Origin of the sequence: Streptomyces sp. NPDC028635 (assembly GCF_040637635.1) — a bacterium.
Taxonomy (GTDB): Bacteria; Actinomycetota; Actinomycetes; order Streptomycetales; family Streptomycetaceae; genus Streptomyces.
The window spans coordinates 14,061-26,140 of record NZ_JBEZWX010000038.1 but is presented as its reverse complement, the minus strand read 5'-3'; the positions used below and the strand labels follow the sequence as shown (position 1 = coordinate 26,140).

Annotated in this window: 8 protein-coding genes and 1 pseudogene; 2 read left to right on the top strand and 7 right to left on the bottom strand. The window is 70.0% G+C overall.

The window, feature by feature from the left end; all coding sequences use genetic code 11:
• Positions 1-992: 992 nt before the first annotated feature.
• Genes AB0E88_RS29305 through AB0E88_RS29290 form a run of 4 tightly spaced genes read right to left on the bottom strand, consistent with a single transcriptional unit; the run spans position 993 to position 6,694 of the window.
• On the bottom strand, positions 993-2,960 hold the full coding sequence (locus AB0E88_RS29305; RefSeq protein ID WP_361636696.1) for an acetoacetate--CoA ligase: 1,968 nt from the start codon (positions 2,958-2,960) through the stop codon (positions 993-995).
• Entirely contained in the window at positions 2,957-4,537 is a 1,581-nt protein-coding gene (locus tag AB0E88_RS29300; RefSeq protein ID WP_361636694.1) for a bifunctional 3-(3-hydroxy-phenyl)propionate/3-hydroxycinnamic acid hydroxylase, read from the bottom strand. Before AB0E88_RS29300 ends, AB0E88_RS29305 begins: the two co-directional genes overlap by 4 nt.
• A 19-nt stretch (positions 4,538-4,556) precedes the next feature.
• A complete protein-coding gene (locus tag AB0E88_RS29295) occupies positions 4,557-5,495 on the bottom strand; it encodes a fumarylacetoacetate hydrolase family protein (RefSeq protein ID WP_361636691.1) in 939 nt (312 codons plus the stop codon).
• A 53-nt stretch (positions 5,496-5,548) separates the two neighbouring features.
• Positions 5,549-6,694 carry a VOC family protein gene (locus AB0E88_RS29290; protein ID WP_361636688.1) on the bottom strand — a complete coding sequence of 382 codons (1,146 nt, stop codon included), beginning with the start codon at positions 6,692-6,694 and terminating at the stop codon, positions 5,549-5,551.
• A gap of 133 nt (positions 6,695-6,827) precedes the next feature.
• On the opposite strand from AB0E88_RS29290, the gene AB0E88_RS29285 reads away from it, so the two are divergent.
• Entirely contained in the window at positions 6,828-7,463 is a 636-nt protein-coding gene (locus tag AB0E88_RS29285; protein ID WP_361636685.1) for a TetR/AcrR family transcriptional regulator, read from the top strand.
• Positions 7,464-7,530: 67 nt separating this feature from the next.
• On the opposite strand, the pseudogene AB0E88_RS29280 reads toward AB0E88_RS29285, so the two are convergent.
• Together AB0E88_RS29280 and AB0E88_RS29275 are read right to left on the bottom strand one after the other, a co-directional pair.
• A pseudogene (locus AB0E88_RS29280) lies at positions 7,531-7,701 on the bottom strand (IS256 family transposase); the annotation flags it as partial.
• 686 nt (positions 7,702-8,387) lie between these two features.
• A complete protein-coding gene (locus AB0E88_RS29275; RefSeq protein ID WP_361636683.1) occupies positions 8,388-8,927 on the bottom strand; it encodes a YrhB domain-containing protein in 540 nt (179 codons plus the stop codon).
• A gap of 286 nt (positions 8,928-9,213) precedes the next feature.
• Between AB0E88_RS29275 and AB0E88_RS29270 the strand changes: the two genes are divergently transcribed.
• Positions 9,214-11,184, top strand: coding sequence for an acyl-CoA dehydrogenase (locus tag AB0E88_RS29270; protein WP_361636680.1), 1,971 nt, complete (start codon positions 9,214-9,216; stop codon positions 11,182-11,184).
• A 45-nt stretch (positions 11,185-11,229) separates the two neighbouring features.
• On the opposite strand, the gene AB0E88_RS29265 is transcribed toward AB0E88_RS29270, so the two are convergent.
• A complete protein-coding gene (locus AB0E88_RS29265) occupies positions 11,230-12,009 on the bottom strand; it encodes an EamA family transporter (protein ID WP_361636677.1) in 780 nt (259 codons plus the stop codon).
• Positions 12,010-12,080 lie beyond the last annotated feature (71 nt).

Sequence of the window (12,080 nt, the reverse complement as noted above, 5' to 3'; positions counted from 1 at the left end):
CAAGACCGGCGTATTGATGAAGAGGTGTTGTTCTGACCCTGCGCTATTACGTTCGAACTTGTGACCGATCCCGTTCCGACGCGACTAATGCTGCTTCGCTTCCTGGAGCGCGTGCAGGTCCGTGACCTGCAACGGACCCGCCGGTGGATCGCCGAGGAAGAACGCCGCGAGGCGGAACGTCAGCGTGGCTTGGCCGCCCGCCCCCGGATCCGGACTGGCCGATCCAGTACGGCCTGAACCGCGACTTTGAAATCGAGGCGGTTCGTCTGCCCTGGGCACACTCATAACGAGCTGCTTTGCCACCATGGAACCTGGCGCGTAGGCGCATTCCAGTTCCTACCTGCTGGGGCCGGATTGCCCTCTACGATCCGGAGCATGCTGGATCCCCGCGCTACTGGAACGGATCACCGTACGACGCGCGGGAACTGGACGAAAGCGAAATGCAGCTGGCGAAAGGGCGGGCCGAGCGGATCGCAATGATCGTTTGCCCGTGAAAGTGTCCTCCGGCCGGGTAAGTGCGGGTGGGCGCCTGGGCGTGTCGAAGCAGGCGGTGCGAACGCGGTCGAGGAGGCCGTCGGCCGGCTCCACGCGCAGGACCGATTCAAGGTTCGCGTGGACGCGCAGGGCGGCCGGGCCGAGACTGGCCCGGCAGGCTTTGCTGCCGAGCCAGTCTCCGAACTGCAGACCGTTCCGCGCTGTGCCTCGGCTCAGCTGATAAGCCACTTGTCGATCACGTAGAGGATCGCTCCGATGACCCCGAGGGCCAGCCCGGCCAAGATGAACCAGTCTGTGTTCCCGTCGTTCTCAATCCAATCCCCCCGTCGCTCTCCGGCACCCGGATCACCGACAGCAGCACCTCGAGCAGCAGACACAGCAGCGCCCCGGACCCAAGCTGATCCGGGGCGCTATCGGGCACCGGTCAGGCCGTCAGATGACTAGCAGTTGTCCGGCCGATCACGTGGGGGCCGCCACGACGGCGGCGAGCACGGTGGTCATCCGCTGGTCCTGCCCCTGCGGCGCTCGGCGCCCAGGCGGGCGAAGTGGTCGATGAGGTCGGGAGTGTCCACCGCGGCCGGGTCGACGGCCTGCTCGACCGGGGTGCCCTGGAGCAGCCGCTTGACCGGGACCTCCAGCTTCTTGCCGGTACGGGTGTGCGGGATGCCCGGCACTTCGATGACCTCGTCAGGGACGTGACGAGGCGAGGCACCGGCACGGATGGCGTCCTTGATCCTCTCGCGCAGGACGTCGTCCAGGGTCACACCGGCGGCGGGGACCACGAACAGCGGCATCCAGTAGCCGCCGTCCGGCTCCTCGGCGCCGATGACCAGGGCCTCGGCGATCTCGGGGAGGCGTTCGACGGCATCGTGGATGTCAGCGCTGCCCAGGCGTACGCCGTTGCGGTTCAACGTGCTGTCGGAGCGCCCGTGGACGATCACCGAGCCATGGCCCGTGACCGTGATCCAGTCGCCGTGCCGCCAGACACCCGTATAGGAGGAGAAGTAGGCGTCCCGGTAGCGGGTGCCCTCGGGGTCGTTCCAGAAGTACAGCGGCATCGAGGGCATCGGGCGGGTGACGACCAGTTCGCCCACCTGGTCCGCCACCGGCGAGGCGTCGGCGTCGTACGCGGCCAGCGCCACGCCCAGGTGCGGTGCTGACAACTCGCCTGCCCACACCGGCGTGTTGGGGGCGCTGCCGGCGAAGCCGGAGACGATGTCGGTGCCGCCGCTGATGGAGGCCAGCAGGACGTGCTCACCGACGTGCTCGCGGACCCACGGGTAGGCAGACGCCGGCAGGGCGGACCCAGTGCAGCCGACCACACGGATCGCGGACAGGTCGTGCACCGAGGGGTCGATGCCGAACTTGGCCATGCCCAGGAGGTATTGGGGGCTGGTGCCGAAGACGGTGACCCGGTGGCGCGCGGCCAGTTCCCACAGGACGTCGAGTTTGGCGAAGGGGGCCGGACTGCCGTCGTACGTACATGTCGTGGCGCCGGTGAGGAGGGTGGAGGCGACCAGATTCCACATCATCCAGTGGGTGGTGGTGTACCAGAGCAGGCGGTCGCCCGGGCCGAGGTCGGAGTGCAGGCCCAGGGTCTTGAGGTGCTCCAGCAGGACGCCGCCGTGGCCGTGGACGATGCCCTTGGGCAGGCCGGTGGTGCCGGAGGAGAAGACGACCCACAGGGGGTGGTCGAACGGCACGGGTGTGCAGGAGAGTTCCTCGCTGCGGGTCGAGGCGTCCTCCCAGGGGACGACCAGCGATGGGTACGGCTGCGACGGCCAGGGCAGGCCGACGTGGTCCACCAGCAGGGTGGCCTTCAGTGTCGGCAGTGCGCGGGCGAGGTCGAGTACGGCGTCACGGCGGTCGTGGGTGGTGCCGTTGAAGAGGTAGCCGTCGGCGGCGATCAGCACGGTGGGTTCGAGCTGGGCGAACCGGTCGGCGGCGGCCTTGGGCGCGTAGTCCTGTCCGCACACCGACCAGACTGCGCCCAGGCTCGCGGCGGCGAGGAAGGCGACGATGGCGTGCGGGGTGTTGGGGAGGTAGCCCACTACCCGATCGCCCCGGCCGACGCCCAGGTCGCGCAGGGTCGCGGCGACCGAGGCCACCAGGGCACGCAGCCGCTCGCCGGTCACCTCGTACCCCGAGCCGGTCTCGTCGAGAGCGATGATCGCCACGTCGTCGTCCCGGACCTTGCGCAGGGCGTGGTGGGCATAGTTGAGGGTGGCGCCGGGGAACCAGCGGGCGCCGGGCATGGTGTCCTCGGCCAGTACCTGCTCGTACGGGGTGTCGGAGTCGATGTCGAAGTAGTCCCACACCGCGCCCCAGAAGCCCTCCAGGTCGGTGACCGACCAGCGGTGCAGGGCGGCGAAGTCGTCGGGGTCGATGCCCTGGCGCCGGGCGAACTCCGCGATGCGACTGGCGGCCGCCGTCTGCGGGTCGGGGGTGAAGAAGGGCGTACTCATCGCGTCGTACTCCTCAACAGGCTTTTCAGGGACGTCCGTTGCGAAGGCACAGGGCTTCGGGTGGTGTGCAGCAGGGGCGCCCAGGCGGGGGTCGACGTGAAGTCCCGGCTGCCCGAGGGGACGACGTCCATCACGATCCGGTCGGGCCGCAGCAGGACCGCGTCCGCGCGTCCGGCGCGCAGCCAAGCGGCGAGGGTGCCGTCGTCGCCGAGGTCGGTCACCGGGACCGCGTACACGCCGAGACCGTGCGCGAGCGCGGTCAGCGCGGGTCCGGGTTCGGTGGCGGTCAGCACGGCGAAGGAATCGCCGAGCGCCTCGTCGAGACGGGTACGCCGGCCACTGACGCTCACCCACGGTTGCGGGCAGTGCGTGCCCGCCAGCCCCCGGCGGACACCGCGCCGCACCAGCGGCCCGGCGGTCAGGGGCGGGCTGAGGTCGCGGCCGGCCAGCTCGGTCAGGCCGGGGATGCGGCAGGCCGCGGCCAGCGACTTGCGGCGGAGCGCGGCGGCTGCGTCCTGACCGCCGGTCATGGCCCATCCCATGGCGACGGCGAGGCGGACCACATGCCGGGCGTGCGGCTTGCGTTCGCTCTCGTAGGTGTCCAACAGCCGTTCGTCGCCACGCTGTCGGAGGACGCGGGCGAGTTTCCAGGTGAGGTTGTAGGCGTCCCGCAGTCCCGAGCAGAGCCCCTGTCCGATGAACGGCGGGGTGAGGTGGGCGGCGTCACCGAGGAGGAAGACCCGTCCGCTGTTCCAGCGGTCGGCGACGCGGGCCCGGAAGGTGTACTGCGTCTCGCGGACGACTTCGAAGTCCCCGTCGTACGAGGTCGGCAGCCACGGGGCGATCAGCTCGCGGACCGTCTCCTGGCCTTCCCGCTGCCGGAACTCCCAGCGGTAGCGGGTCTCGTTCACGCGCATGAAGGTACCCGGCCGCTTGGGGTCGCAGACCTGGTCGACGCCCTCCCAGCAGCGGACGGGGCCCGTCGTCTCGGCGTCGATGACCGTCCAGTGTTCCTCGAAGTGCAGGTCCTCCCAGACGCCGCCGATCGCCTCGCGGGTGAGGCTGTTGGCGCCGTCGCAGCCGAGGACCGCCTCGGCCCACAGTTCGTGCTCGCCGGTGTCGTCGCGGTAGGCCACGCGCACCGGGCCCGTGGTGTCGGGGCCGACGCCGGTGACCTCCACGCCCGCGCGCAGTTCACACTCGGGATGCCGGGCCAGTTCGGCGCGCAGCACGCATTCGAGCTCAGGCTGGTCGAACATGCTGGATTGCGGATAGCCGTGATGGCCTTGCCGGGAGCGCCGGAACTCGGCCATCACCCGGTGGCGGGCGTCCAGCAGCCGCAGACCGCCCGCGGGGCGAGAGATCGCGGTGAACTCCTCGCCGACGCCGGCGGCCTGGAGGATCCTGTGGATCTCGTCGTCGGTGGCGACGGCGCGCGGGAGTGGGTAGACGTCCCGATGGCGTTCGAGGACGACGCTGCGGACGCCGTACCGGGCCAGGAGGAGGGCGGCGGTCACGCCCACCGGTCCGGCCCCGACGATCACGACGGGCACACGTGAGGCTTCAGCGACGGTCATGTGCGGCTCACCTCGGGTGTCAGTTCGCGTCAGCGACGGGCGTGCGCTGCTCGCCGAGGTCGATGCGGCCGTCCGGCGTCGCGATCGTCGCCGCGATCACGTCGCCCGGACTCAGGTAGTGCGGGTTCTTCGCCTGGCTCTTGAAGAACGCCTTCCATTTCACGGCGGGCGGCAGCAGCGCGCCGATCTTCTCAACGGCCTTCGGCGGGGCCTTCAGGGCCGTGCCGCCGGGAGTGCCGGTGAGCAACAGGTCTCCGGCGTCCAGGGTCTGGAAGCGGGCCAGCAGGGTCAGCGCCTGCCCCGGGCGGACGATCATGTCGGCCAGGGTGCGGTCCTGGCGCAGCTCGCCATTGACGCTCAACGTAAGCCGCAGGTTCAGGAGATGGGCGAAGTCCTCCGGCTCCAGCAACGACAGGTAGGGACCGGTCGGCGTGAAGGTGGGGTACGACTTGCTCTCGTAGAACTGCGTCTTGGTCAGCTGCACCTCACGGGCGCTGATGTCGTTGGTGATCACCAGTCCGGCCACGTACGCCGGCAGGTCCCGCTCCTCGACGACGGTGCCGACGGGCAGGGGCGCGCCCATGACGAGCCCGAGTTCGATCTCGTAGTCGAGGAACTTCACGTGGGCGGGGCGGACGACGGCGTTGCCGGGGCCGCTGATCGAGCCGGACGCCTTGCGGAAGAACGCGGGCGGGATGTCGCCCTTGAAACCCGAATCGCGGGCGTGACTACGGTAGTTGACCATCTGGGCGACGACCCGGCAGGGCGTGGTGACCGGCGAGAGCGCGACCAGGTCGGCGACGGGCGTGCCCGCTTCGCCAGAGGCGGCGGCCTCCCGTACAGCGGCGCGGTCGGCCAGCAGCTCGGCGGTGGTGACGGCCTTGGTCTCGACAGGGACGGCCCGGCCGCCTCGGACGACCCACCAGCCATCGGCGGTACGCAGGACATTGGTGCTCATGTCAGTGCCTTCGTGAGGGGATTCGCTTACAGGGTTCACTCGCGTGCGAGGGTTCAGGAGTTGGCGGCCTTGAGCAGGCCGAAGAGTCGCGCCGGGTCCATCTCGTTGTCGCCGCGCAGGGCCTCGATGACGTCGCGGACGCGCTGCGGGGAGGGGCTCGTGCCGAGGAAGTCACGGGTGGCGGGCGGGCCCCACTGGGCGAGGCCGCTGGTCGACATGGGCGCCCAGCCGGGCTCGACGTCGCAGGAGAACAGGTCGCCGTCGGCGAAGTGCTCCAGCATGAAGTGGTCGGGATCGCGCCAGTAGTCGAAGAGCTGGCTGCCCTGGATGTGCCGCCCGATGCCCCAACTGCGCTTGTAGCCGCGCTCCTTGAGGTACTCGCCGCCGGCGGCGATCGAGTCCAGGTCGGTGACCTGATAGGCGGAGTGGACGTATCCCGTGCCCGGCCCCAGGTGCATGGCCAGGGTGTGGTGGTCGGCCGGCACGCTGCCCAGGTCGCAGCGGATGAACGCCATCGTCGGGCCGCGGCCGCGCTGTCCGTCCAGGAACAAGAAGTCCGACACGATCATTCCGAGGGTGTCCAGGTACCAGTCCAGGGCCCGGGCGAACACCCGGGTCTCCAGAACCACATGGCCCAGCCGCTGGATCCGGGACGGCTCGCGCGGCGGACGCTGGGCGGCGTTCGTGCGACGGTGATCCGTGCCGAAGTTGAGGAGCAGCGGCTGCTGTTCCGGCAGCGCGGGAAGCTGTTCGCCGCAGTGCACGACCCGCACCGGGAAGCCCGCGGGGTCGAGCAGGTCGACCAGCTTGCCGCCTCCGGGTACGTCGGCGTCCCGCACGTCCCGGCCCATCGCGCGGGCCAGCCGGTCGAGGTCGGCCCGCTCGGCGGCCCGGAACGCGGGGCCGATGAAGCGGGACGTACGTCCCTTGCGGATCACCATGCAGGGCGAGCCGGCGAAGGTGCCGCGCAGCCACAGCTCCCGCTCGGTGCGCGCGGCGATCCCGAACCCGAAGTCGCGGGCGAAGACCTCCGCGCGGTCCAGGTCGGGCTTCTCGAACTCCAGCCAGGCCAGGTCGGCGACCTTGATCACGGGATTCCGGGAGCGGCCGGGGTGTTCGCCGCGCAGGGCGCCCTGCTCACTGTGGAGATCTCGGTGGGCCGTGATGACGTCGGCCCCGTGGACGCGGGTTTCAGACATGGTGCCCTCCGAGCATCATTGCCGTAATGATGGAATCATCAACTGTGACAGTTCCGTCGTCAAGGTGTTCGCGGCAAGAGATGATGGATTCATCAGGACTGCGACCGCCATCGCCCGCGGTTACACTCTGCGCATGTCTACGTCAGCCCCGCCCGGCAACCGGTTCGAGCGTCGTCGCGCAGAAACCCGCCGGGCTCTCGTGCGCGCGGCCCGGCAGATTCTCGCCGAGAACGGTGACACCAGCGCCAGCATCCAGGCGATCGCCGAGCGCGCGGACGTGGGGTTCGGCTCCTTCTACAACCACTTCGACTCCAAGGCGGAATTGTTCGAGGCGGCGGTGGTGGACGCCCTGGAGGAGTTCGGCCAGAACTTCGACGAGCGCCTGGCCGGGATCGACGACCCGGCGGAACTCGTCGCGGCCGGCTTCCGGCTCAGTGCCCGGATGGCCGATTCCAACCCGGAGCTGATGCAGGTCCTGCGCCGCCGGGGCCTCGGGCGCATCCATTCGGACAACGGGCTGGCCCGCCGGGCGCTGCGGGATCTCCAGGTCGGCATCACCTCCGGCCGTTTCACCGCCCTTGACCCGGTGGTCGCCCAGTCGGCACTGGGCGGAACGCTGCTGTCCCTGGTGGAGTTGCGCTTCGCCCGCCCCGAGGTGGACGGCGACGAGGCCGCGGTGGACCTCGCCGCGATGGTCCTGCGCATGCTGGGCCTGTCGCCGGACGAGGCCCACGAGGTCGCCCGGCGCCCCCTCCCCGACCTCGACTGACCGCCCTGCCGCTATGCGCTCGACGACGAGTCCGGGCGGAAGGTGGTGGCGCCCTGGCCCCGAACCATCCGGCGGCGGTGGTGACCTTCCCTGGCAGTTGGTAGCCGTTACGCACGACCAGACGGCTACCGCTTTCGTCCCGCTGGTCGGATAACTCGGCTATGTAGGAGTTGACCTCGGCCTCCAGCGCGGCGGCCAGCATCCGGCGTGCACCCTCTCGGACGATCTCGTCCAGCAGCGATGCCCCGCCAGGGGTGGTGCCGTCAGCGTCGACTACGAATGAGCACGGACGTGCTTTCCCGACCGACGCGCCCAGACCCGGTCTCGCTCCTCCGGCTCGTACGGTTCGACGTCAGCCGTGCAGCCTTCAAGCAGCTCGGTGAACGCGGCACGGAAGGCGGGGACCTCGCGGCGGCAGGCTCCAAGCAGGTCCAGGTACTCCTCTACCGGCCAGCTGGCCAGCGTGCCGGAGCGGGCGAGGTCCAGGCCGAGGGTGTCGATCCGGTACCTGTCCTCCGTGTCGAGCAGCAGGTAGAGGGTCAGCTGCCATGCTTCCGCTTGGCGCAGGGTGTGGGTGTGTCGGGTGCTCTTGCAGTCGAGCAGCAGTCCGTCGACGGCAAGGTCGGCGTCCGCGGCGATGCGTTTCGGTCGGGAATGTGGGCGCTGGCGTGCAGTCCTCCGGCTGTGTGCGGGTTCGCAGGTCGTTCAGCGGGCCGTCGGCGGCCTTGCAGAGCGGGGCGACGACGTCGTCGACCATGTCGCGGTGGGGCAGCTGGAGCAGCCGGTCCAGGGCGGAGGCACCGGGTCTTCTTGGGCTGCAATGGCCGGCGGGGTGAAGGCGAACCCGGATCGGCACCATGGTCCGCCGACTTACCCGGCGAGAGCCGGCCGCACGGCCAGGATGCCGTCCCCTTAGCCGGACCGCTACCGAACCGGGCCGGCCAGGGTGCTGATGCGCAGCGGAGGGCACGGCTCCAGCGTCCTGGTGAGGTCGACCAGCTCCTCCGGCGGCTCGTCTCCGTCCCGGATGGCCATGACGTAAGCCTTCGCCTGCTGCAGCCCCAACCGCGGGGCCCGCTTCCGCAGGTGGCGCATCGCGGCCATGGTCCCCTCGGAGTGCACGAGCGCCTCAACGGCCGCGATCAGCGGATCGGGCGGCCGGACGCCCCTGATCTGCTGGAGGTAGAGATCTTCCCAGACATCGGCGACGTATGTGGTGGCAGGGATGTGGTGGATACTCCCGTCCTGCCGGTCCACTAGGTAGGGCCCGTGGCCCACCAGCATCTTCCCGATGTCGCGGCTGGTGATGTACTCCACCGATTGCCAGACGACCAGCCACCCGAGAGCGTGCTCCTTTACGTGGCAGACGGCAAGCTCGGGGAGTCGTGCCATCCATGGTGACTCCTGCCGCTGTCTCGACAGCAGGCCCTCCACCAGCTCCACGGCGCGCTCCTTGGTAACCACGCTCCTCATCTTTCACCACGGCGCAAGCGGTTTTTGATCCGCAAGCTGGGCAGTTGCACATGCCTGGGTCGTGAATGATCATCACGAGATACAGCCACGCGGCATACTGCCTGGCCGGCTCGGATTGCTACGGCATTCGGTGGCCGACGGCCCGCCGGTCAAGGTACCCGCGGACAGCATCACACTCGACGCGCAGGGCACCACTGGTCCCGATCCCTGCGCCGACCCCTCTGGGCGTCGGGGCCCCGCGCCGGTTGATCGTCGCGGCTCGGGGTAGCGAAGCGGCATGGCTACCGAGAACACCTCCGCCCCCGCAATCGGCCGGCTCGAGCCTGAGATCGACGTCCCGTCCCTCACCGCGGTCCTCGACGGTGAGTACGCCGAGATCCGGGACCTCGTCCGGACGAACCTGGTCACCCATGCCGCCGTCCTCGACGAGGCCGACACGCTCGGCATCGACGCGTTCCGCGAGAGGGTCCGCGACGTCGTCGTCCAACTGGCCGCGACCGGTCAGACCGGCATGGGCTTCCCCGCCCTGTACGGCGGCGGGGACGATGTCGGCGCGTCGATCGCCGCCTTCGAGACCTTGGCGTTCGGCGACCTCTCCGTCCTCGTGAAGGTCGGCGTCCAGTTCGGGCTCTTCGGCGGAGCGATCCTGCATCTCGGCACCGACCGCCACCACAAGACGTACCTGCCGCGCCTCGTCACCGGAGAGCTGATGGGCTGCTTCGCCATGACCGAGGTGGGTCACGGTTCCAACGTCCAGGCGCTTGGCACCATCGCCCGCTACGACCCCGAGAACCGGGAGTTCGTCCTCACCACCCCCGACGATCAGGCCCGCAAGGACTACATAGGCAACGCCGCCCGCCACGCCGAACTCGCCGTCGTCTTCGCCCAGCTGGAGGTGGAGGGCCGCTCCGAGGGCGTCCACGCGTTCGTCGTCCCCCTGCGGGCGGACGGCCGCATCCTGCCCGGTGTCTCCATCGAGGACGACGGCCAGAAGATGGGCCTCAACGGCGTCGACAACGGCCGCATCCGCTTCGACGGTGTACGCGTCCCCCGAGAGGCGCTCCTTGACCGCTTCGCCCGGGTCACTCCCGAAGGGACCTATGAGAGCACCATCGAGAACCCCGACCGTCGGTTCTTCACCATGCTCGGCACCCTCGTGCAGGGCCGGGTCAGCGTCGCCGGTGCCGGCGTCAGCGTCGCCAAGGTCGCACTGACGGTCGCCACCAAGTACGCCGACCGGCGGCGCCAGTTCAAGGCATCCCCGGACACCGCGGAACAGGTGCTCCTCGACTACGGCCTCCACCAGCGCCGGCTGCTCCCCCTCCTCGCCCGCACCTACGCGCTGCACTTCGCCCAGGACGTCGTACGAGCCCAGTTGCACGAAGTCTTCTCCGGCGTCGAAGACGACCCGCAGGCACGGCGCCGCCTCGAATCGCGGGCCGCCGGCATCAAGGCGCTCGCCACCTGGCACGCCACCCGCGTCGTTCAGGAGTGCCGCGAGGCGTGCGGCGGCGCCGGCTACCTCGCTGTGAACCGCTTCGCCGCCCTCAAATGCGACAGCGACGTCTTCACCACCTTCGAGGGCGACAACCACGTGCTCCTCCAGCTCGTGGCCAAGGGCCTGCTCACCGACCACGCCGGCGAGTTCGAGGACCTCGACCAGCTCGGCATGGTCCGCTACGTCACCGGCCTCGCCGTCGAGACCGTCATCGAACGGACGTCGGCGCACAAGCTTCTCGAACGCGTCCGCGACCTGCTGCCCGGCGGTGACGCGTGGGACCGGGAAGCCGCACTCCTCGACTCGGAGTACCACCTCGCCATGGTCCGCTTCCGCGAGGAGCACATGCTCGCCGGCCTCGCCCGCCGCATCAAGCACGGCACAGACCGGCAGGACGAACCCGGCGCGGTCTTCTCCGAGGTCCAGGACCACGTGATCGCCCTCGCCCGGGCCCACGTCGAACGGCTGGTCACGGAAGCCTTCGTCGACAAGGTGCGCGCACTTCCCGAAGGTGGCGAGAAGGTTGCCCTTGGGCTGCTGTGTGACCTGTTCGCGCTCTCGACCATCGAAGCCGACCGCGCCTGGTTCATGGAACACGGTCGGCTGACTGCCCAGAGGTCCAAGGCGATCAGCCGCGAGGTGAACGAGCTCTGCCGCAAGGTGCGCCCCCTCGCCGTCGACCTCGTCGACGCCTGGGGCATCCCGGCCCCCGTCCTGCGGTCACCGGAGCTCGTCGGCCCCGCCGGCTGAGGTGTGCCGTCGCAGCGTCGGGTGAAGGGCGCGGGCGCGCTGCATTCACGTGTCGAGCGTGGTGAGGGGTGACCGCGCTGGATCGGTGTCGGTGTCGTTGCGGTGTTTTTCGCGGTCGCTGCGGGTGGCACCGATGGATGCCAGGGCCACGGCGGTGATGCCGAGCCACTGCGGCACGCTGAGGTGCTGATTCAGGAAGAGAAGTCCGATCAGCGCGCCGATGGCGGGTTCGAGGCTCGTGAGTACGCCGAAGACCCGCGGGGAGAGCCTGCGCAGTGCCTCGAGCTGGAAGGAGTAGGGCAGGACACTGGAGAGGATCGCCACGGCGGCGGCCAGGGCCAGGGTGGCGGGGGCGAACAGCCGGGTCCCCGCCTGGGCGAGACCATAGGGGAGGCTGAGCAGGGCGCCCCAGGTCACCGCCAGGGCGAGGCCGCGGCCGTCGGGAACGCGGTCGGCGAGGCGTTTGCCGACCAGGATGTAGCCGCCCCAGCAGCAGCCGGCCAGGGCGGCGAACCCCAGACCTTCGGCGTTGAGGTGAGAGCCTGAGGCGCTGAGCAGCACCACGCCCGCGGCGGCGAGACAGGCCCACAGCAGGTCGGCTGCGCGGCGGGACCCGACCGCGGCGATGAGGAAGGGCCCGGTGAACTCCACCGTGGTGGCGGCACCCAACGGCAGGCGGTCGACGGCCTCGTAGTAGCTGAGGTGGTGTACGGCGAGGAGCGTTCCGGCGCTGATGAGCACGGCCCAGGTGGTCCTGTCCCATCGCAGTCCTGGGCGCCATAGGGCGATCAGCACGGCGGCGGCGATGAGGAGCCGCAGGGTCACCACTCCGGCCGGGCCTACGACCGGGTAGAGGCGGGTGGTCAGTGCGGCACCGCCCTGCAGTCCGACGACCC